Annotated in this window: 23 protein-coding genes; 9 read left to right on the forward strand and 14 right to left on the reverse strand. The window is 31.9% G+C overall.

Going from position 1 to position 23,051, the window contains the following annotated elements; genetic code table 11:
- Window positions 1-85: 85 nt before the first annotated feature.
- Both IM532_RS01970 and IM532_RS01975 read right to left on the reverse strand, forming a co-directional pair.
- The gene (locus IM532_RS01970) at window positions 86-1,576 is read right to left on the reverse strand and encodes an aminoacyl-histidine dipeptidase (RefSeq protein WP_194181765.1); all 1,491 of its coding nucleotides are present in this window, start codon (window positions 1,574-1,576) and stop codon (window positions 86-88) included.
- A gap of 198 nt (window positions 1,577-1,774) precedes the next feature.
- On the reverse strand, window positions 1,775-2,809 hold the full coding sequence (locus tag IM532_RS01975) for a M28 family peptidase (protein ID WP_194181766.1): 1,035 nt from the start codon (window positions 2,807-2,809) through the stop codon (window positions 1,775-1,777).
- A gap of 136 nt (window positions 2,810-2,945) precedes the next feature.
- Between IM532_RS01975 and IM532_RS01980 the strand changes: the two genes are divergently transcribed.
- Entirely contained in the window at window positions 2,946-4,631 is a 1,686-nt protein-coding gene (locus IM532_RS01980; protein ID WP_194181767.1) for an amino acid permease, read from the forward strand.
- Between the two features lie 275 nt (window positions 4,632-4,906).
- Window positions 4,907-6,667, forward strand: a complete 1,761-nt coding sequence (gene aspS / locus IM532_RS01985; RefSeq protein ID WP_194181768.1) for an aspartate--tRNA ligase — start codon at window positions 4,907-4,909, stop codon at window positions 6,665-6,667.
- Between the two features lie 85 nt (window positions 6,668-6,752).
- Here the strand turns inward: aspS and IM532_RS01990 are convergent, their stop codons facing one another.
- Window positions 6,753-7,280: a hypothetical protein gene (locus tag IM532_RS01990; protein ID WP_194181769.1), complete on the reverse strand. Its 528-nt coding sequence runs from the start codon at window positions 7,278-7,280 to the stop codon at window positions 6,753-6,755.
- Between the two features lie 270 nt (window positions 7,281-7,550).
- Complete coding sequence (locus IM532_RS01995; RefSeq protein WP_194181770.1) at window positions 7,551-8,012, reverse strand: c-type cytochrome; 462 nt, start codon at window positions 8,010-8,012, stop codon at window positions 7,551-7,553.
- A gap of 94 nt (window positions 8,013-8,106) precedes the next feature.
- Here IM532_RS01995 and IM532_RS02000 point away from each other — a divergent pair, with 94 nt between their 5' ends.
- Window positions 8,107-8,451, forward strand: a complete 345-nt coding sequence (locus tag IM532_RS02000; RefSeq protein ID WP_194181771.1) for a hypothetical protein — start codon at window positions 8,107-8,109, stop codon at window positions 8,449-8,451.
- A gap of 17 nt (window positions 8,452-8,468) precedes the next feature.
- Here the strand turns inward: IM532_RS02000 and IM532_RS02005 are convergent, their stop codons facing one another.
- The 5 genes from IM532_RS02005 to IM532_RS02025 form a co-directional block, all read right to left on the reverse strand.
- Entirely contained in the window at window positions 8,469-9,029 is a 561-nt protein-coding gene (locus tag IM532_RS02005; RefSeq protein WP_194181772.1) for a biliverdin-producing heme oxygenase, read from the reverse strand.
- Between the two features lie 104 nt (window positions 9,030-9,133).
- Window positions 9,134-11,296: a S46 family peptidase gene (locus IM532_RS02010; protein WP_194181773.1), complete on the reverse strand. Its 2,163-nt coding sequence runs from the start codon at window positions 11,294-11,296 to the stop codon at window positions 9,134-9,136.
- A gap of 215 nt (window positions 11,297-11,511) precedes the next feature.
- The gene (locus IM532_RS02015) at window positions 11,512-12,042 is read right to left on the reverse strand and encodes an adenine phosphoribosyltransferase (protein WP_194181774.1); all 531 of its coding nucleotides are present in this window, start codon (window positions 12,040-12,042) and stop codon (window positions 11,512-11,514) included.
- Window positions 12,043-12,093: 51 nt separating this feature from the next.
- Complete coding sequence (locus IM532_RS02020; protein WP_194181775.1) at window positions 12,094-12,504, reverse strand: acyl-CoA thioesterase; 411 nt, start codon at window positions 12,502-12,504, stop codon at window positions 12,094-12,096.
- 78 nt (window positions 12,505-12,582) lie between these two features.
- Entirely contained in the window at window positions 12,583-12,846 is a 264-nt protein-coding gene (locus IM532_RS02025; protein ID WP_194181776.1) for a hypothetical protein, read from the reverse strand.
- Window positions 12,847-13,101: 255 nt separating this feature from the next.
- Here IM532_RS02025 and dnaA point away from each other — a divergent pair, with 255 nt between their 5' ends.
- From dnaA to IM532_RS02040, 3 genes are read left to right on the forward strand one after another with little or no spacing between them, the layout of a single operon-like run.
- Entirely contained in the window at window positions 13,102-14,529 is a 1,428-nt protein-coding gene (gene dnaA, locus IM532_RS02030) for a chromosomal replication initiator protein DnaA (protein ID WP_194181921.1), read from the forward strand.
- A 21-nt stretch (window positions 14,530-14,550) separates the two neighbouring features.
- On the forward strand, window positions 14,551-15,000 hold the full coding sequence (locus IM532_RS02035; protein WP_194181777.1) for a low molecular weight protein-tyrosine-phosphatase: 450 nt from the start codon (window positions 14,551-14,553) through the stop codon (window positions 14,998-15,000).
- 2 nt (window positions 15,001-15,002) lie between these two features.
- A complete protein-coding gene (locus tag IM532_RS02040) occupies window positions 15,003-15,713 on the forward strand; it encodes an SAM-dependent methyltransferase (RefSeq protein WP_194181778.1) in 711 nt (236 codons plus the stop codon).
- Here IM532_RS02040 and IM532_RS02045 read toward each other — a convergent pair.
- Window positions 15,706-16,350, reverse strand: coding sequence for a SanA/YdcF family protein (locus IM532_RS02045; RefSeq protein WP_194181779.1), 645 nt, complete (start codon window positions 16,348-16,350; stop codon window positions 15,706-15,708). The two genes, IM532_RS02040 and IM532_RS02045, sit on opposite strands and share 8 nt — an antisense overlap.
- A 115-nt stretch (window positions 16,351-16,465) precedes the next feature.
- On the opposite strand from IM532_RS02045, the gene IM532_RS02050 reads away from it, so the two are divergent.
- The 3 genes from IM532_RS02050 to IM532_RS02060 all read left to right on the forward strand — a co-directional run bounded on the left by IM532_RS02050 (window position 16,466) and on the right by IM532_RS02060 (window position 18,017).
- Complete coding sequence (locus IM532_RS02050; RefSeq protein ID WP_194181780.1) at window positions 16,466-17,257, forward strand: HipA family kinase; 792 nt, start codon at window positions 16,466-16,468, stop codon at window positions 17,255-17,257.
- Complete coding sequence (locus tag IM532_RS02055) at window positions 17,235-17,618, forward strand: DUF3037 domain-containing protein (protein ID WP_194181781.1); 384 nt, start codon at window positions 17,235-17,237, stop codon at window positions 17,616-17,618. The genes IM532_RS02050 and IM532_RS02055 overlap by 23 nt, the downstream gene beginning before the upstream one ends.
- A gap of 72 nt (window positions 17,619-17,690) precedes the next feature.
- Window positions 17,691-18,017, forward strand: a complete 327-nt coding sequence (locus IM532_RS02060; RefSeq protein WP_194181782.1) for a single-stranded DNA-binding protein — start codon at window positions 17,691-17,693, stop codon at window positions 18,015-18,017.
- A 55-nt stretch (window positions 18,018-18,072) separates the two neighbouring features.
- Here the strand turns inward: IM532_RS02060 and IM532_RS02065 are convergent, their stop codons facing one another.
- The 4 genes from IM532_RS02065 to sufB form a co-directional block, all read right to left on the reverse strand.
- Window positions 18,073-19,296, reverse strand: coding sequence for an aminotransferase class V-fold PLP-dependent enzyme (locus tag IM532_RS02065; protein ID WP_194181783.1), 1,224 nt, complete (start codon window positions 19,294-19,296; stop codon window positions 18,073-18,075).
- Window positions 19,297-19,421: 125 nt separating this feature from the next.
- Window positions 19,422-20,738: a Fe-S cluster assembly protein SufD gene (gene sufD, locus IM532_RS02070; protein ID WP_194181784.1), complete on the reverse strand. Its 1,317-nt coding sequence runs from the start codon at window positions 20,736-20,738 to the stop codon at window positions 19,422-19,424.
- 76 nt (window positions 20,739-20,814) lie between these two features.
- Window positions 20,815-21,570, reverse strand: a complete 756-nt coding sequence (sufC, locus tag IM532_RS02075) for a Fe-S cluster assembly ATPase SufC (RefSeq protein ID WP_194181785.1) — start codon at window positions 21,568-21,570, stop codon at window positions 20,815-20,817.
- 23 nt (window positions 21,571-21,593) lie between these two features.
- Window positions 21,594-23,051 carry a Fe-S cluster assembly protein SufB gene (gene sufB, locus IM532_RS02080; protein ID WP_194181786.1) on the reverse strand — a complete coding sequence of 486 codons (1,458 nt, stop codon included), beginning with the start codon at window positions 23,049-23,051 and terminating at the stop codon, window positions 21,594-21,596.

Consider the following 23,051-nt stretch of genomic DNA (forward strand, 5'->3'; position numbering starts at 1 on the left):
TTCATACGAATTAATTATTGTTTTATTTCAATTAAAAAATCCGAAACTAAAAAGAAGTTTCGGATTTTTTAATACAATTTACTATTTATATATTTCCTGCATTTGCGCAGCTATAATCTACATTATCCATCGGGATCTCTTTTAAGATGTCTAATAAATAATCCCAGAATTTTTGAACAGAAGTAATTTCTACACGTTCATCAGGTGAGTGAGCTCCAGAAATATTTGGACCAAATGAAATCATATCTAATCCTGGATAATTAGTTCCGATAATACCACATTCTAAACCTGCATGACAAGCTACAACCTTAGGTTCAGTTCCATATTTAGAAACATAAATACCTTTCATAATATCTAATATTTCAGACTTTGGATTTGCCTTCCAACCTGGATAAGACCCTGAGAAAGTTACGGTATATTCTGCCAATTCAAACCCAGCCTTTAGAGTTTCAGCTAATGCTAATTTGTTTGATTCTACAGAAGATCGTGTTAAACAAGAAACTTTCACACTTCCATCTATCACCTCTACTCTAGCAACATTATTTGAAGTTTCTACTAATCCAGCTACGTCAGGAGACATTCTATAAACCCCATTAAAAGCGGCCATAATAGATTGTACAAATACTTTAGAATCATGTACTGACATTGCACTATTAATTGTCTCAGTTTCCTCTAAAGTAATTACCATTCTAGGTTCTAGAGTTTGATATTCTTCAATAATCTCAGCACGCAAGATTTCATAAGCTGCTTTAAATTCAGCAAGATTTGCTTTAGGTACTATAATTTTCGCCCATGATTCACGTGGAATTGCATTTCGCAAACTTCCACCTTCTACGTGTGCAACTTGTAAACCGTATTCTAAACCTAAGTTTAATAAACGAGCAATTAATTTATTTGAGTTTCCTAAACCTTCATGAATTTGCATTCCTGAGTGACCACCATTTAAACCTTTTAAAGTTAAAATCAATGCTTGTCCTTCCACAACTTGGGAAGTATAAGTTTTCTTAGCTGTTATGTCAATTCCACCTGCACATCCGATATCTAATTCATCATCCTCTTCAGTATCTAAGTTTAGTAAAATTTTCCCTGAAAGAAAACCACCCTTTAGACCTAATGCACCAGTCATCCCAGTTTCTTCGTCAATTGTAAAGAATGCTTCAATTGCTGGGTGTGGGATATTCTTAGACTCTAAAATTGCCATAATAGTAGCAACACCAATTCCGTTATCTGCTCCTAAAGTTGTTCCATTTGCAGTTACAAATTTTCTCTCTTCAATATACATTTCAATCCCTTGCGTTTCAAAGTCAAATTCAACATCATTGTTTTTTTGACACACCATATCCAAATGAGATTGCATCACAATTGTTTTACGGTCTTCCATGCCTGGGTAAGCAGATTTTTTGATTAAAACATTTCCTACTTCATCCGTTTCCACTTTCAATCCTAAATCTTCACCAAATTTGATGATAAATGCTCTAACTTTTTCTTCTTTTTTAGAAGGTCTTGGAACTGAATTTAATGCTGCGAAATTTTTCCACAACGCTTTTGGTTCCAAATTAAGAATCTCCGAATTCATTGTTTGTTTTTATTTATTGCTAACAAAGTTACACAATATCGTAAAACTATTTTTTAAAAATAAACCGTTTTTTTGGGCCTATCTATTTCTTCACTTTTATCTAATATCAATTTTTACAAACTAGAGAATGATAAACCTGTAAAACAAAAAAGCATCTACAAATTTTTGCAGATGCTTTCTTTATATTAAAGGAAAATGTTATCTTCCTGTACTCGGCATTGGAGATTCTTTATCTACAACAGGACGATTTTCAGCGTTAGCCAATTTCCAAACTGTATTAAAGGCTAATTTTGTTCTTCTTGTTAATAAATCGTATTCAATTTTATCTGGAGTGTCACTTGGTTTGTGATAATCGGCATGCACCCCGTTGAAAAAGAATACAGAAGGTATATTATGTTTCGCAAAATTGTAATGATCTGAACGGTAATAGAAACGATTTGGATCATCTGGTGTATTATAACGCATATCTAAATCTATTCCTAAACCTTCATTTGCCGCTAAAACTGCTTTATGCAAGTCTGAAGATAACATTTCAGAACCTATGACATATACAAAATCTCTTGTTGCTTCATTATGATCATTATCCACACGACCTATCATATCAATATTTACATTTGCAATGGTGTTAGCTAATGGAAATATAGGGTTATCAGAATAATATTTTGATCCTAATAAACCTTTTTCTTCTCCAGATACATGTAATAATAAGACAGAACGCTTAGGCTTAATACCTTTCTTTTCAGCTTCACGAAGAATTCGACCGATTTCCATTACAGCAACTGTTCCTGAACCATCGTCGTCCGCTCCAGGATATAATTGTCCATTCTTGATACCATCATGATCGTAGTGTGCAGAAATGACAACAATTTCTTCTGGCTTTTCAGAACCTTCAATAAATCCCATTACATTTCTCATTTCCCCTTTTACTCTACTAAAAGTTTCTCCAGGAATAATTTGAAAATATTGTCCATTTGGTCCATTTATACCTAATTCTTTATAATAATTAGAAATATAATTACCTGCTCTTACCTCTCCTTCAGTTCCTGCATTTCTACCTTCCATTTCAGGTGCTGCAATAATATAAAGCTGTTTTTTTAGTTCAGCTTCAGAAATTTTATCAACATATTTAGGTAAATATTTTTCATATTTTTCTGTTGATAATGTTTTTTGAGTAGAACAGCTAGTTCCTGTAAACAAAGCTAACGTAGCTAATGCAATCAAAAATTGTTTCATGTGAATTATTTATTATAGATTGTCTCAAATAATGAATATTATTCTTTCGACTTGGTTTTATGTTATAAATAAACAAAAAATTATCGAATTTATGTATCTTGTATATATATTTGTTCCAATAATTTTTATCCAAAACATGTCTCAATTATTCAAGAAAAAATCGGTAGATCAAATACTTGCCGATGCAGAGAAAAACCCTAACTCATTAGAAAAAACACTTGGTGTTACTGATTTAGTCAGTCTTGGAATTGCAGCCATCGTAGGTGCAGGAATTTTCAGTACTATCGGATTAGCCGCCTTTAATGGTGGACCTGCTATATCATTATTATTCGTATTTGTAGCTTTTGCATGTATTTTTACTGCTTTATCTTATGCTCAGTTTGCGAGTACAGTTCCAGTTTCAGGATCAGCTTATACTTACGCATATGTAGCATTCGGTGAATTATTCGCCTGGATTATCGGTTGGGCTTTAATTCTTGAATATGCTGTATCTAATATGGTTGTTGCTATATCTTGGTCACAGTATTTTGTTTCCATGTGCGAAGGATTTGGAATTCATATCCCGAAATGGCTAACTATGGCTCCACAATATGCCACAGAAGCGTACCAAAAATCTACAGAATTAGGTATTGATAAATTAACAGGCGTAGAGAAAATAGCTTTAGAAGCATATAACACTGCTCCTATGGTTGGAGGTCTTCCCGTTATTTTTGATTTGCCTGCTGGTATTATTACGGTATTAGTAACTTTATTAGTTTATATTGGTATTAAGGAATCTAAAAAGGCAAGTAATTTAATGGTAATGATTAAAATAGGAATTATTTTAGCCGTTATTATTGGTGGTGCATTTTTTGTGAAACCTGAGAACTGGACGCCATTTGCGCCTAACGGATTAGGAGGTGTTATGGGGGGAGTTGCTGCGGTATTTTTCGCTTTCATTGGATTCGATTCTATCTCAACAACTGCCGAAGAATGTAAAAATCCTCAGCGCGATTTACCTCGAGCAATGATTACTTGTCTAGTAATTTGTGCTATTTTATATGTTTCTATTACGTTAGTATTAACGGGAATGGTGAATTATACTAATTTAAACGTAAAAGATCCATTATCTTATGTATTTCATTATGTAGGATTTAATCATATGGCTGGAATTATTTCTGTAACTTCTGTTGTAGCGATAACAAGTGCATTATTAGTATTCCAATTGGCACAACCTCGTATCTGGATGACAATGTCTCGTGATGGGTTAATTCCTAAAAAGTTTTCTACAATTCATCCAAAATATAAAACTCCTTCTTACGCAACAATCGTCACTGGATTTGTGGTAGCAATTCCTGCATTATTTCTAAAAATGGACTTCTTTGTGGATCTAACTTCTGTAGGAACATTTTTCGCTTTTATTGTAGTTTGTGGTGGAGTGCTTTACATGGACAAAACTGGATTATCAAAAAAATCTAGGTTTAAAGTGCCTTATATCAATGGAAAATTTATTGTTCCATTGGCTTTTATAGCAGGAATAGTACTTACTTATATCTATGGACAAGATTCGTTAGAACAATGGAAAACTCTAGGATCTATGAATATAATTGCTCATAAATCTTTAGTAATTATTTTCTGGATAGTATTCTTTATCATGAGTATTTTAAGCTTTAAGCATAATTTTTCATTACTACCCGTAATTGGAATATTAATTAATTTATATTTAATGAGTGAATTGGGTGCAAGTAACTGGATTATCTTTATTATTTGGCTCCTAATTGGCCTAGTAATTTACTTTACCTACGGTCATAAAAATAGTAAAATGAGGAAAGAAAATATTTAACTTTAGAAAAGCGATTCAATATTGAATCGCTTTTTTATTTTTTATAGAATTTATAAATGTTGTATTAATAAAATTAAAACTTCTACTTTTAAAAAATATTTAATTATTATCAAAAAGTTTCAAGTTCATCTATACATTAAAATTCCACGAATTATTTCACTTTTATAATATAATTTAATTAAAATTTTAGATTCACTTTTATTCTATCAAAATCGCTTTTAAGCTTCTTTAATTCACCTCAAAACTTTACATTTGCACTATAAATTTTACGACAGATGTTTAGATCACATACTTGTGGAGAATTAACACAAGCCAACATTAATGAAAAAGTTACGTTAAGCGGATGGGTTTCAACGTTACGTGATAAAGGTTTTATGATGTGGATTGATTTACGTGACCGTTATGGTATCACACAAATCATCTTAGATGAAGAACGCTCTTCAAAAGAATTATTTGAAACTGCTCGTTCTTTAGGACGTGAGTTTGTAATTCAAGTTACTGGTACTGTTATCGAGAGAGCTTCTAAAAATCCAAATATCCCAACAGGAAACATTGAGATATTAGCAGAAACAATTACTATTTTAAATGAGTCTGCTTTACCTCCATTTACTATCGATGATAATACAGATGGTGGGGAAGATATTCGTATGAAATATCGTTATTTAGATATTCGTCGTAATCCAGTTAAAAATAAATTAATCTTCCGTTCAAAAGTTGCGCAGGAAGTTCGTAAATATTTAGATGCACAAGAATTCGTAGAAGTTGAAACACCTGTTTTAATTAAATCTACGCCAGAAGGGGCACGTGATTTCGTGGTTCCATCTCGTATGAATCCAGGTGAATTCTATGCGTTACCTCAATCGCCACAAACATTCAAACAATTATTAATGGTTGGTGGGTTAGACCGTTACTTCCAAATTGTAAAATGTTTCCGTGACGAGGATTTACGTGCAGACCGTCAACCAGAGTTTACACAAATTGACTGTGAAATGTCGTTTGTTGAACAAGAAGACATCATGAACGTTTTTGAAGGTTTAGCTAAACACTTATTACACACGTTTAAAGGATTAGAATTTGGAGATTTCCCACGTATGACATTTGCTGATGCAATGCGCCGTTATGGAAATGACAAACCAGATATCCGTTTCGGAATGGAATTCGGAGAGATTACTGATTTAGCTAAAGGTAAAGATTTCAAAATCTTCGATGAGCAAGAATTAATCGTTGGTATCGCTGCTGAAGGTTGTAACTCTTACACACGTAAAGACATCGATAAATTAATCGAATGGGTTCAACGTCCACAAATTGGTGCGACAGGTTTAGTTTGGGCACGTTATAACGAAGACGGAACATTTAAATCTTCTGTAGATAAATTCTACTCTCAAGAAGATTTAGCAGCGTGGGCAGAGCGTATGAACGCAAAACCAGGTGATTTAATGTTAGTAATGTCAGGTAACACAAACAAAGTACGTGCACAATTATCTGCTTTACGTATGGAATTAGCTGAGCGTTTAGGATTACGTAATCCTGAAGTTTTTGCTCCATTATGGGTTGTAGATTTCCCTTTATTAGAGTGGGATGAAGAATCTGAAAGATACCACGCAATGCACCACCCATTTACTTCTCCTAAACCAGAAGATATGGAATTAATTGCTACAAATCCAGGTGAAGTTCGTGCAAATGCTTACGATTTAGTATTAAACGGAAACGAAATTGGTGGAGGTTCTATTCGTATTTACGATAAAGATATCCAAGCAAGAATGTTCGAATTATTAGGATTTACTCCAGAACAAGCAGAAGCTCAGTTCGGATTCTTAATGAACGCTTTCAAATACGGTGCGCCACCTCACGGAGGTTTAGCATTCGGATTCGACCGTTTTGTATCAATCTTAGATGGTTCTGAAACGATTCGTGATTACATTGCATTTCCTAAAAACAATTCAGGGCGTGATGTGATGATTGATGCGCCATCTCCAATTGATGAAACTCAAAAACAAGAATTATTTATTGCTTCAACTTTTACAGGAAAAGAATAATTATTCAAACAAAATATAAATCTAAAAGCCACTCTTTAGAGTGGCTTTTTTTATTCAGATAAATTAATTAATTCTGATTAAAATTTTAAAATGAATATCCCACTGTAAAACCTACAGAAGGATAAAATTTATTGTAGTTATAATCTAAATCGTTCGCATTACCAATTCCTACATGATATCTAAAAATAATATGATTTCCCAAAGGAAGTTGTTGACCAAATTGCAATTCATTCAACCAATATTTTCCCACTTCATACTCTTCTACACCACTAAAATAATATTTAGTTTGAAAAGCTACAAAACTACCCGCATTATTTTTTAACGAATGACCTTTAGCTTCTCTTCTTTCTCTGTTTAAATAATACCTAATTTGTCCTCTCGCAAAAATACTGTTAGAATTTCCCGACCATTCATAGGATACTCCCGAATCTGAAAAATCTGTAATTCCGCCCCAACCTACATTTATATCCGCCAAAAATTTTTGACTAATAGGCACCTCGGTTCCCACTGAAACACCTTGCAACCCTAATTCAATTTTGTATTTATTTTCTAATTGTTGAGCATTAGAATTTTGAGAAAATGCAATAACTATTAATAATAATGTTTTTTTCATATTGTGTTAATTCATTCTATAAAACTATTGGCTATAAATAGTCAAGATTAATTTAAATAAAAATTCAGACGAATATAACATTTTTTACTTTTTTGATATATAGTATTTAAGTTATTAATAGCTTAAATTACATGAAAAATATATTAATATAACGGTATTGTATAAACTTTTATAATAAGTACTAAAGGAAGATAAACTTCAGTTAATTTAAAATAAAACAACCATACTTTTATAAAGTATGGTTGTTTTTTTATTAAAGATTGTCTAATATTATTTTGCAGGAGCAGAATTCAGTTTAGGAACTTCAGTCACATTCAAATCAGTAATCTTTTTAGGTTTTACACTTCCCTGATGACAAGTAAAACAAGATACTTTCTTTTTATCTGCCTCATCATAGTCAAAATGATTCTTATTCAATTCCTGAGTCATTGTCATCATATGACGAGCAAATCCTTTTTCTTTTTTTGCATCCGAAGCAAAATCCATTTTACCTTCCGCATTTGGTGCGTGGCAATGGTTACATTTTACTCCTAATGAAGTATTAAATTCGCGCATTAAGCCTTTTAATTCTTCTTCTGATATATCTTGCGGAAGAACTTTTAAATTTTCCCACTGTGATTCTACTTTAGCAATTTCTTTTCCTGTATCAATAGTAGAAGGTTTTGCGACTGACGCACAACTTATAATGGCGGTAGTTCCCAATGCGAAAAGTAAAATCTTATTAATTTTCATATGTCTAATTTTAAGACCTTAATTTATCAATAATTTTTATACAAAATTCAAATCCCTTAAATTTGAAATTGATTTAAATAGTAGACTATCTAAAATGACATATAAACCTGAAATCGTAATCTTGATTCACAAATTCAGAAATCATCCTAAATGGACAAATTTCTATTTAAAAACTATAAAAAATAACATTACTCAGTTTAATTTACCTATGGATGAAATAATTGAATGTACGCAGGATCAACTTTGTGTAAATGAAGATTTTTGTTTACCTCTAATTATAGAGAGTAATGATACTTATTTTCCTAGCATAAAAAAAACGTTTCATTCAACAACTCAAAATCAAATTATTGCAATCTTTCATTCTGAAAATTCTTATATCACTATCAACTATCTTAATCAAGATAACTTAACAGTTTTAGAAACATTTAGGCTTCTTTAATACTTTTATAATAATATTTAAGAAGCAACCATAATTAAATACTCATACGCTTTTATAGCACCTTTTAGTATATCAGCTTTATCTTCGTCGGTTACTATTTGTTCATTCAAATAAGCGACAAAAGCTTTCCAAATTGGACCAATATCTTGTCCATAATGTCCAAAATAATTGAAATTTGAATTTTCTAATTCTGGATATTTCTTTAGTTGTTTAGCGATAACCATTCCTCCAAGCATCGAACCTTCAATTACATATAAAGCTCCTAAAGCTTCTGCCCTATTATTTAGATGGTTTATAGGTAACATTTCATAAGGAGTTAATTTCAATTCTTCTAAATCTTTTTCTAATAAACTTAGTTTATCAAAATTAATTCGGTTTAATAAATCTTTATCATTATCATTTAAGAAAGTTTCAATTTCACTTTCATATGCTTTAATGAATTGATGGTTTACCAATAACATTTTATAATAATTATCTTGTGTAAAAGAACCATCAAATAGCCGTTTAGATTCTAATTTCGCTTCAATAGCATCGTGAAATTGTGCTGTATTTGTTTTTAAAATTTCTGTAGTTTGCATTGCTTTTTAATTGAAGGTTAAATTTAATTGAAATAAATCTCTCGATACTAAAAAAAGACCTTTAGTTTCCTAAAGGTCTTTTGCAAATTATATTTTAATTGTAATTATTCTACAATTGTTAATTCATCAATAATATTTGTTGCTCCAGCATATTTATCTACAACCCATAATACATAACGAATATCTACAGAAATCGTACGTTGTAATTTTGGATCAAAGATAACATCACCAGCCATAGCTTCAATATTACCATCAAAAGCAACACCAATTAACTCTCCTTTCCCATTTAATACTGGAGAACCAGAGTTACCACCTGTAATATCATTATTAGATAAGAAGTTGATTGGCATATATCCATTTTTATCTGCATAACGTCCGTAATCTTTAGCAGCTGCTAACTCTAATAAACGTTTTGGATTTTCAAATTCTGCATCTCCAGCTTTGTGCTTAGCAACTACACCTTCCATTGTTGTATAAAAGTTTGCTGGTGCATCTGGCTGACGTTCTGGATTTAAACTTTTTGGTAAAGCTTGGATAGATCCATAAGTTAAACGTAATGTAGAGTTTGCATCTGGATATAAAATATCTCCAATTTTAGAATCACGTAAACCTTTTACTAATAAACGGAAATTCTTTGCGAATACTTCTTCTAGTTGTGCTTGTTCTTCTGTTTTTTGCGCTTGTCTTTCAATTAAAGCAGAAGATAAAACAAATAAAGGATCCTTCTTTAAAACCTCAACATCTGGAGAAATTAAGAAATTTTTTACTTGCGCTGCATCAGCGAAGAAAGAACGAGAAACAGCATCTTCAACATATGCATTAAAGTTGTTTCCATTTTGTTTTGCTAATTCTGCTACATAAGGTGCTAAACCAGCTTCAGCTCCTTTAGAAGCATATAAATTTAATTGAGCAGCTAACACATCTTTTTCTAAAGGTAAGTACATTTTACCGTAGATAGATTCTATTAACTCTTCAATTTTTGGCATCATTTCAGCACGTTTTGCCTCATTAGCCGCTGCATAGTTTTCAATTGCTTTTCCTAAACGGTAAGGCGCAGTAGATAGAGCTGCAGAACGCATTAAAATAGCTAAATAATTATTGTGACGCGCATCTAAGTTAGTTTTTGCGTAGTAATCATTTAAATTTTTGATCACATCACCATATTCAGCTTTATTGGCTTTTTTATTTGCCCATTTGTTGAATTTAGCTTCTAATTTCGATTTTTTTGTAACAGTTTCATGTTCTTTTAAAGCCACAATCATTCCATCACGATTTTTCCAATAATTAGCTAAACCTGCGTATTTAGAAGCATAATCAATATTTACTTTTTGGATTTGATCTTGGTGTTTTTTAATTTGATCCATCCCAACTTTAGAAGCTTCTACCCAAGCTGGATAAGCATAATCAATGTTTTGAGCAACACCTTGTGCTGGCATCCAACGGTTTGTACGTCCTGGGTAACCTAAAATCATTGCAAAATCATTTAGTTTATATCCTTTTAAAGAAATAGGTAAATGGTGCTTTGGTTTTAATGGAACGTTTTCATTCGAATATTTCGCTGGATTTCCATCTTTGTCTGCGTATACACGGAACATAGAGAAATCTCCTGTATGGCGAGGCCATTCCCAGTTATCTGTATCTCCCCCGAAACGACCAATCATATCTGGAGGCGTACCTACTAAACGTACATCTTCGTAATCTTGGTAAACGAAGTAGTAATATTCATTTCCTTGAAAAAACGGACGAACAGAAACTACATATTTTCCATTCTCACTATTTTCTTTCTCAATTTTAGCAATTTCTTGGTTGATGATTTTCTCACGATCAACCTCAGACATTTTATTGTTTACCTTACCTAAAATTCGTTGAGAAACGTCGTCCATACGAACGAAGAAACGAACTTTTAAGTTATCTGGTTTTAATTCTTGAGATTTGTCTTTTGCCCAAAAACCGTGCGTTAAATAATCATTTTCTGGTGTAGATAATTGTGCAATATTTCCGTAACCACAGTGGTGGTTTGTTAAAACTAAACCTTGGTCAGAAATAATTTCGGCAGTACATCCACCTCCAAATTGTACAATGGCATCTTTTAAAGAATTATTGTTAATGCTGTAGATTTCCTCTGCAGTTAACTGTAACCCTTGCTTTTGCATGTCGCGGTGATTTAAACGTTCTATGAACATTAAAAACCACATTCCTTCGTCAGCTTTTAGCTTCATCGGAAAGAATAATACGGCAACAAGTGCTGTAAGTAATAGCTTTTTCATTTTAATTTAATTCTAATTCGGCACTAAAATACATTAGATAAAAGATTTCACCTAAAAAATAGGTTAAAAATGACTATTTTCTGCTGATTAAGATAAATAGATTATTATTTTTTATAAATCTTCTATATTCTTCACCATGCATCTTCGTATAAATAAAACAAAGCTTTATTCACAGAATGAATAAAGCTTTAAATATTTTACTATGTTATAATAAATTAATAAGCTGTTAAAGAAACAATGTCTGTTGTGAAGCGAGATAATTTTTCAGCACCATTTAAGAACTCAAGATTAACAATAAAAGAAAATTGCGTGACCTTACCTCCACATTTTTCGATCAATTTAGCACAAGCTTCTGCTGTACCTCCGGTTGCTAAGACATCATCATGCACTAATATACGCATACCTTCTTTTATATAAGTTTCGTTCACTTCTATAGTTGCTTGTCCATATTCTAAATCATATGATTCTGAAACTGTTGGTGGAGGAAGCTTTCCTGCTTTACGGACCAGAATAAAAGGAACGCCTAATTTTTGTGCAATCTGAATACCGTATAAAAATCCTCTACTTTCTATTCCACATACTGCATCTACCTTCCCTTTTGAAATTCCTGCAAACGCATCAACGATTTCGTTGGATAGTTTTGCATCTAAAAATAATGGCGTAATATCTTTGTATTGAATTCCAGGTTTTGGAAAATCTGCTACATTAGCGATAGTTTGATCTATTCTCTCTTGAAGAGTTGACATATTATATTCTATGTTTTGTTAAGGCTCAAAGTTAAAGAAAATAGTTTTGATTTATTCCTTATAAAATCCTAAACTTTCCCACATTTCATTAGGAACTCGAACTGGTCGTTTAGTGCTCGAATCTATACAGCATAATGTTGTGTATCCTTCATTAATCAACTTTTCTTGTTCATTATAAATTTTATAATCAACTCGTATTCGAACACCATTTGTTCTTTCAGTAACAATTGACTCAATAGTTAATACTTCATCATATAAAGCACTACCAATAAATTTACAATGCAGGTCTAAAATTGGCATTTGAATTCCGCGCTTTTCTAGTTCCACATATGGATAGCCTACTGTGCGCATCATTTCAGCCCGTCCAATTTCATAGAACTCTGCGTAATTACCATGGTACACCACTCCCATCTGATCTGTCTTAGCATATGTCACTCGGTGTTTTACACGAAATGGTTTCATTATATTCAAATTTATTCAAAAGTACTGTTTTTGGAAAACACAAAAAAAAACTACTTCAATAATATGTATTGAAATAGTTTATTCTGTAATTTTTTTATAATCCATCCAACTAAATGATGGAGACGATTCCGATTGAAGATTTTCTTTTGCAAAATTATATTCAATTTGTACAATTGTTTTAAAAGTTGGATTAGCTATTTCATAGCTAAAAACATAAATAAGTTCATGCTCGGGTTGATGTTGAACACTTAATAATGTATATTGATTTTGTATCCCAATATCATTTAAATGTAATTCAATAAGTGTTGTTGCTTTGTTTAATTGTTCTTGTGTAAGTTTCATAAAACAAATTTAAATCATATTCAATATTAGAACAAATTTAATGTAGATTTTTGATGAAAAATTTTGGACATTTCAATATAAAAATTTGGGTATAAATTGTCAAAAAATTATACAAACTATTTTCTGATTTATCAATACATAAAGTGTTTTTTTTATTCAAAATTTGTTCACATTTTTGTAAACTATCGGTTGGTTTTTTAGACGATTGATTTACAGTGTTTTAATTTTTAATTTTATCATTTCTTGGACTTTAGTATTACACTTACAGCAAATTCTGTATGGGAAAATTGTTTAAATTACATCAAAGACAATATTCCAGAAGATGCTTTTAGCACATGGTTTTTACCAATTCGCCCTGCGAAAATTAATGGTAATATCCTTACAATTCAGGTACCTAGTAAATTCTTCTACGAATGGTTAGAGGAACACTATATCAAGATATTAAAATCAGCACTTCAGCGCGAGTTGGGTAGTGAGGCTAAGTTGGTATATAGTATATTAATGGATCAGAAGTCGCAAGGTAGAGATCCATATACTGTGCGTATCCCAAGCTCTAATAAAGAAAAACCTCAACCCCAAGAAGTTGACACGCCAATACAATTGGATAAAAGTAGATTAATGAATCCTTTTGTGATTCCAGGTTTACAAAAATTAAAAATTGATTCTCAGTTAAATCCTAATTACACATTTGATAATTTTATTGAAGGTGAATCTAATCGACTAGCTCGTGCTGCTGGTCGCGCAATCTCTAAACGTCCAGGAGGTACATCTTTCAACCCTTTATTTATCTATGGAGGTGTAGGATTAGGAAAAACACACTTAGTACATGCGATTGGATTAGAAGTAAAAGAGCTACATCCTGATAAAACTGTATTATATGTGTCAACAGAAAAATTTACACAACAATTTATAGAAGCCGTTAAAAATAATAACCAAAACGATTTTATCCATTTTTATCAAATGATAGATGTTTTGATTATGGATGATATTCAATTTTTATCTGGTAAAGCGAAAACTCAAGAAGTTTTCTTCCATATTTTTAACCATTTGCACCAAAGAGGAAATCAGATTATTTTAACTTCTGATAAATCTCCTGCAGACATTCAGGATATGGAGCAACGTTTAATTTCAAGATTTAAATGGGGATTATCAGCAGATTTACAAAACCCTGATTATAATACTCGCTTAGAAATCCTGAAACAGAAATTAGAAAAAGATGGAATTATTTTTCCGGATGAGGTCATGGATTATATAGCTCAAAACATTGACACAAATGTTCGTGAACTTGAAGGATCATTAAATTCTATCATTGCTCAAGCAACTTTAAATAAAAGAGAAATAACTTTGGAACTTACAGCGCGTACTTTATCTAAATTGGTACAAACTGCTCGTAAGGAAATCTCTATTGATTATATTCAGAAAACTGTTTGTGAATACTTTAAAGTTTCGATGGAAGATATCCAATCTAAAACTAGAAAACGTGATGTTGTACAAGCACGTCAATTAGCTATGTATTTTGCAAAACAATATACAAAAGCATCACTAGCTAGTATTGGATCACAAATTGGTAAACGAGACCACGCAACTGTTTTACATGCGTGTAAAACAGTTAAAAATCTACAAGAGACAGATAAGGCATTCCGTGGATATATTGAAGATATTTCACGAAAAATTTCTGATTAATAGATTTCCAATATATTATCCATGAAAATTTTAATGGTTTGTTTAGGCAATATTTGCCGTTCTCCTTTAGCTGAAGGAATTTTACAATCAAAAGTTGGAGAAAAACATGTAATAGAATCTGCAGGTACTGGAGATTGGCATGTAGGAGAACAGCCTGATCGACGTGCAATAGCCACCGCTAAAAAATACGGTGTTGATATTTCTGATCAAAGAGCAATGCATTTTAATGCTTTATTTTTCGATGAATTTGATTTGATTTTTGCAATGGATAAACAAAATTCTATTGATTTGCAAAATCTTGCTCGTACTGAGGAAGAACGCCAGAAAATTAAACTAATTTTAAAAGAAGGACTAGATCGTGCCCATAATGTTCCTGATCCTTATTATGAAAACGATGAAGCCTTCGATAAAGTCTATCACTTATTGGATGAAGCCACTGATGGAATCATCAAAAAATACAATTTAATATAAAGATGACAACTGCTAAAGTTTATCTTATCCCAAGCTTACTGGGAACTAGCCCACACCAAAGAGTTTTACCTGATTATAATATCAAAGTTATTGAGTCTATCAATACTTTTGTGGTAGAAAATGAAAAATCTGCACGTAAATTTATTAAACAAGTTTGTCCAGAAAAGGTACAAGCAGATTTAGAAATTTACATTTTAGATAAAGATACCAATGCGAAAGATTTATTTGATATCATAAAGTTATTAGATCAAGGTAAAACAATCGGAATTATTTCTGAAGCAGGATTACCTGCTGTTGCCGATCCTGGCGCTCAATTGGTAAAAGTTGCACAAGAAAAAAGAATTCAAGTAGTTCCATTAGTTGGTCCATCTTCTATCCTAATGGCATTAATGGCATCAGGTATGAATGGGCAAAATTTCGCTTTCCATGGCTACTTGCCGATTGATAAAACGGATCGTAAAAAACGTTTAAGTCAATTAGAGGCAGAAAGCTCAAAAACAGGTATAGCTCAAATTTTTATGGAGACACCTTACCGTAATAATCAAATGATTGATGATTTGGTGAAATTATTACATGGTGAAACAAGAATATGTGTAGCTTGTGATATTACCTTAGAATCTGAAGATATCCGAACTAGGTCTATTAAAGAATGGAAAAATGAAAAATATGATTTCCATAAGCGTCCTGCAATCTTTGTAATGCAGGCTAATTAATAGAATCTTTACTATCTACTAAGACTTTTGGTGTACGCTCTTTCGAGAAATCTAAAATCGCTTTTATATTTGCAAAGACCTCTCTGAATTTATTTTTGGAAAGGTCTTTATATTTTTCACGATCTGCATTATATCCTACACAATCTACACCCATTATCTTTCCTAAAAATGTTGCTCTAGTAAGGTGAAAATTCTGAGTAATGTATACCACTTTATCAAACTGAAATATATTTTTTAAACGATAAACTGAACTGTACGTATCTAATCCTCCTGTGTCTAAATAAGTATGTTCAATCGGTACACCTTCATCTAAGATGTACTTTTCCATAACATCTATTTCATTAAAATTTTCATTTAATCTTTCTCCTGATAAGACGATAATGTCTATTTTACCATTATAATAAAGGTCTAATGCAGTATCTAATCTATCTTTCAAATATTCACCAGGTGACCCATTAGGATTTAACTTTGCACCAAATACAACACCTACTCTATAGCGTGCAGGCAGCTTAAATTTATCTTGGTAAATATATTTAGAAGTAAAAAATTGAACGCCACCGGCAAAAAGAAATATACTTAATACTCCCAATATAAATAATACGGTTACTCTTTTAAAAATATATTTTCCTACACGCATACAATAATAGTATTGTTCACTTTTTTTGGTGGTACAAAGATGTGTTTAATCAGTAAATTTAAAAAGTATTAAATGCTAATTTTATATTAAATTTAGCAATTAATCTACAGAGATAATGGAGAATATTGATTTAAGAACTGTAACTGTCGAAAGATATTTACAACCTTTACGTGAAGGAGGCTCTCTTCCTGCCCTTGCGGATGCAGATGACGGATATAAGTATGTTTTAAAATTTAAAGGTGCTGGCCATGGATCTAGAATGCTTATTTCTGAACTATTAGGTGGAGAAATTGCGCGTAAATTAGGATTTAAAGTTCCGGAACTTGTATTTGCTTTATTAGATGTTGATTTCGGTAGAACTGAAGCCGATGAAGAAATTCAAGATTTACTAAAGTTTAGTGAAGGAACCAATTTAGCTCTACACTTTTTATCAGGTTCTATCAATTATGATCCTGCTGTTATGCCAATTAACGAATTATTGTCTTCTCAAATTATTTGGTTAGATGCTTTTATAACCAACGTAGATCGTACATACAGAAATACAAATATGCTTATGTGGAATAAAGAACTATGGCTAATAGACCACGGTGCCGCATATTATTTTCATCATTCATGGGATAATTGGGAAACTTCTGCTAAAACTAAATTTCCTCAAATTAAAGACCATGTTTTACTAAAAAATGCTATTCAATTAGAGAAAGTTGATCTAGAATTTAAGGCTTTACTTACAGATGAATTTATCGATAATTTAGTGGATAAAATACCAGATGAATGGTTAGAAACTGAAGCGTATAAAATGAATGAAAATGAAATGAGAGAAGTTTATAAATCATTTATTAAAATACGAAAAGAGCATACTATTAATTTTATAAATGAAGCCAACGATGCGAGAAAAAATCTTGTATGAGTATTCGATCATTCGATTTGTGCCTAAAGTTGAACGTGAAGAATTTATAAATATCGGTGTAATAATGTTTTCTAAGAAACATAACTTTCTGAAGGTTAAATATTTTTTGAACGATAATCGTATTAATGCCTTCGCTCATGATTTTGATCTATGTTTTATTGATTCTAATCTTAAAGCTTTAAGCGAGATTGCTCAAGGTTCAAACACTATCTCAGAAGTTTCTAAATTTGACATTGCCGAAAGATTTCGTTGGCTAACTGCTGTGCGAAGTTCTTGCATACAAACATCACGTCCACATCCTGGCAAAACATATGATTTAGATAGAAAATTAGAAAATTTATACAGAGAATATATTATTTAACTAATTAAATTACAGTTTTTTAAGTATTTTTTATTAAATTCATGGTACAATAAAATATTTAGATTTATCGCCATGAGTACATTAAGAAACAGAGTTCAATTAATTGGACGAGTAGGACAAGATCCAGAAATCAAAGTTTTAGAAAACAACAAAAAATTAGCTCGATTGAGCTTAGCGACGAACGAAAGTTACACCAATGCGAAGGGTGAAAAGGTAGAGCAAACTACTTGGCACAATATAATCGTATGGGGGAATTTATCTACCATCGTGGAGCAGCACGTTACAAAAGGAAAGCAAATAGCTGTCGAGGGAAAATTATCGTATAACGATTTTACAACCAAAGAAGGCATTGAAAAACATGTAGCAGAAGTAGTCGTAGACGAATTAATATTGTTGTAATCTAAACAGGAAATGGGAACCTTTGGTTCCCATTTCTTTTTTTATGTTTTATTTATTATCCTAACATACGAATTGCGGTTTTTAAACCATCTATAAATATATCAATTTCTTCTTTTGTGTTGTAGATTCCAAAAGATGCACGAACTGTTCCAGGAATCCCGAAATGGTGCATAATTGGCTGCGCACAATGATGACCAGTACGAACTGCAATTCCTTTTTTATCTAAAATCATTCCTACATCCGATGAATGTACTCCATCTAATTTCAAGTTAAAAGATACTGCCCCAGAATGCTTAGCGTCTTTTGCATAAATTTCTACTTCATCAAATTCAGATAAACGTTGAATAGTATATTCAACCAATTCATCTTCGTAAGTGTGAATCGCATCAATTCCAATTTCATTGATGAAATCAACCGCAGCACCTAAGCCAATAATTCCAGCAACATCTGGTGTTCCAGCCTCAAATTTAAATGGTAAACATGCGTATGTAGAAACTTCCATCGTTACATCTTTAATCATCTCTCCTCCTCCGTGAAAAGGTGGCAGCTGATTTAAGATATCTTCTTTTCCATATAAAATTCCAATTCCAGTCGGTCCGTACATTTTGTGTCCAGAAAATGCTAGGAAATCACAGTCTAAAGCTTGTACATCTATTTTTGTATGAGGAACAGATTGTGCACCATCTATCAAGACCCAAGCTCCTTTAGCATGCGCTTTTTCTATAATTGTTTCTATTGGATTGATAACTCCTAATGCATTAGATACTTGATTGACACAAATTAACTTTGTTTTGTCTGATAATAAATCATCTAACTTTGTAATATCTAAAATTCCATCTGCTGTCAACGGAATATATTTTAGTTTTGCTCCAGTACGTTGACTTACTAATTGCCAAGGCACAATATTAGAGTGATGCTCAATTTCTGTAATAATAATCTCGTCATCAGCTGTTAATAATTGACTAATTGTATTAGCTACCAAGTTAATTGATTCTGTCGTCCCACGTGTAAAAATAACTTCGTGGTCGTGCTTAGCATTAATAAATGCTTGAATCTTACGACGCGATTCTTCCATTAAATCAGTAGCTTCTTGACTTAAGGTATGAATACCACGATGCACATTAGCATTATATTTTTCGTAATAGTTATCTAGAACATCTAATACAACTTGTGGTTTCTGAGAAGTTGCTCCATTATCAAAGTAAACCAATGGTTTTCCATTGACTTCACGATTTAAAATAGGAAACTGACTTCTTATATGTTGAATATCTACTGACATTGTTTTCTTATTTTGATATCAAAGTTATGCGATTTAGTCTAAATAAAAAAGTAAGTACCCAAGAACTGAATACTTACAATTTATATTTTTTACGTATTTCAATTAATACAGTAAACTAAAGAATTTTAAATTTCAAAATCTAAACTAACTCCTAGTTTAGCAGCAATTACTTTATTTACTTGAGTTGAAATTTGTGGAATTTTAACGTGTCTTAATGCATCAGCTGCAAAAGCGTATAATAACATCGCTTGTGCTTCTTTTTTTGGAATACCTCTTTGTTGCATGTAAAATAAAGAATCTTCTTCTAATTGTCCAACTGTACAACCATGTGAACATTTTACATCATCTGCAAAAATCTCTAATTGAGGTTTTGAGTTTATTGATGCTCCGTCTGATAATAAAACATTATTATTTTGTTGGAAAGCGTTTAGTTTTTGCGCTTCTTTGTGCACATAGATTTTTCCATTAAAAACTCCTTTTGCTTTACCTCCATAAATTCCTTTATATAATTCGTGAGACTCACAATTAGGAGCATTATGTTCTACAAAAGTATGATGATCTACATGTTGTTTTCCTTCAATTACTGTAATTCCATCTAATACAGAGTTACAATTTTCACCATATTGGTAAAAATTTAAATTATTACGAACAATTTTACCTCCAAAAGAAAAAGTAAACACATGCGCTCTTGAATCTCTTTGTTGTCCTATAAAAGTATTATCTATTAAAGAAACTTCATCAGTATCATTTTGGAATTTGTAAAGGAAAACGTCTGCATTTTTACCAACACTGATTTCAGTAACAGCATTTGTTAAATCTGCATTATTTCCTAGAGATTGGTATTTATCGATTAATTCTAATTTAGAATTATCTCCAAGAATTACTAAATTTCTAGGTTGAAAGATAGTTACTTGCCCTGCACCTTTTAAAATGTTTACGATTTCAACTGGTTTAGAAACTATGGTATTTTTTGGAACATTAATAAACATTCCTTCTTGTGCAAACGCTGTATTTAAATCTACTAATCCTTCAGATTTTTTTAAAATCTTATTGTAATAAGTGTTAAATACCTCTTGATTAGCTGGATTTACTAACGCTTCTGCCAAAGTAGAAATTTCTACTTCATCAGAAGAAATCGTTGATAATGATGGAGAAAACTTCCCATTAACAAAAATTGCTTTGTAAGTATCTATATCATCTACTAAGTAAGGTTGAAGTTCTTCCACACTTAGTTCAACTTCTTCAGCAGATAATGCATAATCTGCTTTTAATAAAGGAGCTAGATTTGTATATTTCCATTCTTCGTCTTTACGAGAAGGAAAACCTTTCTGGCTAAACAATTCGATTGCTTCATTACGCAAGCTATCAATATTAGCGTTAACCTTATTGTTTTCTTTAAATTCTGTATGACGAGAAACTAAATTTTCTTTTAAATCAATCATTTTTGATAGTGTATTGTTGTACTGTGTAAAAAGTATTATTAACCTAATACATACTACATATTACTTAATGACAAAATTAGATTCCTGCCTCTTCTTTAACCCAATCGTATCCTTTTTCTTCAAGTTCTAATGCTAATTCTTTACCACCAGATTTGATGATTTTACCATCAGCTAAAACGTGAACAAAATCAGGAACAATGTAATCTAATAAACGTTGGTAGTGTGTAATTAATAACACTCCATTATTTTCATTTTTAAAAGCATTTACACCTTCAGCTACAATACGTAATGCATCAATATCTAATCCTGAATCAGTTTCATCTAAAATAGCTAATTTTGGATTTAACATTAACATTTGAAAAATTTCGTTACGTTTTTTCTCACCTCCAGAAAAACCTTCGTTTAATGAACGAGATAAAAAGTCTTTTTTGATTCCTAATAAATCAGCTTTCGCACGAATTTCTTTCAACATTGCAGAAGCACCCATTTCTTCTAATCCTTGTGCTTTACGCGTCTCGTTAATAGAAGTTTTAATGAAGTTTGTTACAGATACACCAGGAATTTCTATTGGATATTGGAAAGACATGAAAATACCTTTTTGCGCTCTTTCTTCTGGAGCTAACTCTAAAATAGATTCATCGTCTAATTGAATGTCACCATCAGTTACTTCATAATCTTCTTTCCCTGTAATAACATTAGATAAAGTTGATTTACCAGCCCCATTAGGTCCCATAATAGCATGAACTTCACCTGGATTGATTTGTAAATTTAAGCCTTTTAAAATTTCGCGCTCTTCTATACGAGCGTGTAAGTTTTGTATATTTAATAACATTTTGATCTAATTTTGATAGTTGATTATCCTACAGAACCCTCTAAAGAGATTTCTAATAATTTTTTAGCTTCAACAGCGAACTCCATTGGTAATTTATCTAAAACCTCTCGGCTAAATCCATTTACAATTAAAGCAATCGCTTTTTCAGTATCAATTCCTCGTTGATTACAATAGAAAAGTTGATCTTCACCAATTTTAGAAGTTGTTGCTTCGTGTTCTAATTGAGCTGATTTATTCTCTACTTCAATGTATGGGAAAGTATGAGCTCCACATTCGTTACCCATTAATAATGAATCACATTGCGTAAAATTACGAGCCCCTTCTGCTCCTTTCATCACTTTTACAAGCCCACGATAAGAGTTTTGAGAATTACCAGCAGAAATACCTTTAGAAATAATTGTTGATTTCGAGTTTTTCCCGATATGAATCATCTTAGTTCCTGTATCAGCTTGTTGGTAATTATTAGTTACAGCAATAGAATAAAATTCTCCAACAGAATTATCTCCTTTTAAGATACAAGATGGATACTTCCATGTAACAGCAGAACCTGTTTCTACTTGTGTCCATGAAACTTTCGCATTCTTTTCACAAACTGCACGTTTAGTTACAAAGTTAAAAACCCCTCCTGTTCCTTTTTCATCACCAGGGTACCAGTTTTGAACTGTAGAATATTTAATTTCAGCATCATCCATGATGATTAATTCAACTACAGCAGCGTGTAATTGGTTTTCATCACGCATTGGTGCTGTACATCCTTCTAAATATGAAACGTAAGATCCTTCATCTGCTATTAATAAAGTACGTTCAAATTGTCCAGTACCAGCAGAATTTATACGGAAATACGTTGATAATTCCATTGGACAACGTACACCTTTTGGAATATAACAGAATGACCCATCAGAGAAAACAGCAGAATTTAAAGCTGCATAAAAATTATCTGTTGGTGGAACAACTTTACCAATGTATTTTTTTACTAATTCTGGGTGATCTTTAATCGCTTCAGAAATAGAACAGAAAATAATACCTTTTTCTGCTAAAGTTTCGCGGAATGTTGTTTTAACTGACACTGAATCAAAAACTACATCGATGGCAACTCCAGATAAACGTTTTTGTTCATCTAAAGAAATTCCTAACTTCTCAAAAGTTTTTAATAATTCAGGATCAACCTCGTCTAAACTTGCTAATTCTTTTTTAACTTTTGGAGCAGCGTGGTAACGTAAAGCTTGAAAATCAGGTTTGTCGTATGATACGTTTGCCCATTCGGGTTCATCCATTTTTTCCCAAGCACGGAAAGCTTCTAAACGCCATTCCGTCATCCATTCTGGCTCTTCTTTTTTTGCTGAAATAGCACGCACGATGTCTTCATTTAATCCGACTGGGAAATCTTCATATTCCATATCAGTCGACCAACCAAACTCATATTGTTTTTGGCTAGCAAGATCTTCACGTAGATCGTCTTCTGTATATTTTGTGTTACTCAT

Source organism: Faecalibacter rhinopitheci (assembly GCF_015234135.1).
In the GTDB taxonomy this organism is placed as follows: Bacteria; Bacteroidota; Bacteroidia; order Flavobacteriales; family Weeksellaceae; genus Empedobacter; species Empedobacter rhinopitheci.

Coding starts and splice junctions, on each gene's coding strand:
- sufD (WP_194181784.1), bottom strand. CDS start 20,738: ATGATTGATTTAAAAGAAAATTTAGTTTCTCGTCATACAGAATTTAAA.
- IM532_RS02005 (WP_194181772.1), bottom strand. CDS start 9,029: ATGCAAACTACAGAAATTTTAAAAACAAATACAGCACAATTTCACGAT.
- IM532_RS01995 (WP_194181770.1), bottom strand. CDS start 8,012: ATGAAAATTAATAAGATTTTACTTTTCGCATTGGGAACTACCGCCATT.
- IM532_RS02035 (WP_194181777.1), top strand. CDS start 14,551: ATGAAAATTTTAATGGTTTGTTTAGGCAATATTTGCCGTTCTCCTTTA.
- IM532_RS01990 (WP_194181769.1), bottom strand. CDS start 7,280: ATGAAAAAAACATTATTATTAATAGTTATTGCATTTTCTCAAAATTCT.
- sufC (WP_194181785.1), bottom strand. CDS start 21,570: ATGTTATTAAATATACAAAACTTACACGCTCGTATAGAAGAGCGCGAA.
- IM532_RS02065 (WP_194181783.1), bottom strand. CDS start 19,296: ATGTCAGTAGATATTCAACATATAAGAAGTCAGTTTCCTATTTTAAAT.
- IM532_RS02015 (WP_194181774.1), bottom strand. CDS start 12,042: ATGTCAACTCTTCAAGAGAGAATAGATCAAACTATCGCTAATGTAGCA.
- sufB (WP_194181786.1), bottom strand. CDS start 23,051: ATGAGTAACACAAAATATACAGAAGACGATCTACGTGAAGATCTTGCT.
- IM532_RS02040 (WP_194181778.1), top strand. CDS start 15,003: ATGACAACTGCTAAAGTTTATCTTATCCCAAGCTTACTGGGAACTAGC.
- IM532_RS02050 (WP_194181780.1), top strand. CDS start 16,466: ATGGAGAATATTGATTTAAGAACTGTAACTGTCGAAAGATATTTACAA.
- IM532_RS01970 (WP_194181765.1), bottom strand. CDS start 1,576: ATGAATTCGGAGATTCTTAATTTGGAACCAAAAGCGTTGTGGAAAAAT.
- IM532_RS02010 (WP_194181773.1), bottom strand. CDS start 11,296: ATGAAAAAGCTATTACTTACAGCACTTGTTGCCGTATTATTCTTTCCG.
- IM532_RS02060 (WP_194181782.1), top strand. CDS start 17,691: ATGAGTACATTAAGAAACAGAGTTCAATTAATTGGACGAGTAGGACAA.
- IM532_RS02000 (WP_194181771.1), top strand. CDS start 8,107: ATGACATATAAACCTGAAATCGTAATCTTGATTCACAAATTCAGAAAT.
- IM532_RS02025 (WP_194181776.1), bottom strand. CDS start 12,846: ATGAAACTTACACAAGAACAATTAAACAAAGCAACAACACTTATTGAA.
- IM532_RS02055 (WP_194181781.1), top strand. CDS start 17,235: ATGCGAGAAAAAATCTTGTATGAGTATTCGATCATTCGATTTGTGCCT.
- IM532_RS02020 (WP_194181775.1), bottom strand. CDS start 12,504: ATGAAACCATTTCGTGTAAAACACCGAGTGACATATGCTAAGACAGAT.
- IM532_RS01980 (WP_194181767.1), top strand. CDS start 2,946: ATGTCTCAATTATTCAAGAAAAAATCGGTAGATCAAATACTTGCCGAT.
- aspS (WP_194181768.1), top strand. CDS start 4,907: ATGTTTAGATCACATACTTGTGGAGAATTAACACAAGCCAACATTAAT.
- IM532_RS01975 (WP_194181766.1), bottom strand. CDS start 2,809: ATGAAACAATTTTTGATTGCATTAGCTACGTTAGCTTTGTTTACAGGA.
- IM532_RS02045 (WP_194181779.1), bottom strand. CDS start 16,350: ATGCGTGTAGGAAAATATATTTTTAAAAGAGTAACCGTATTATTTATA.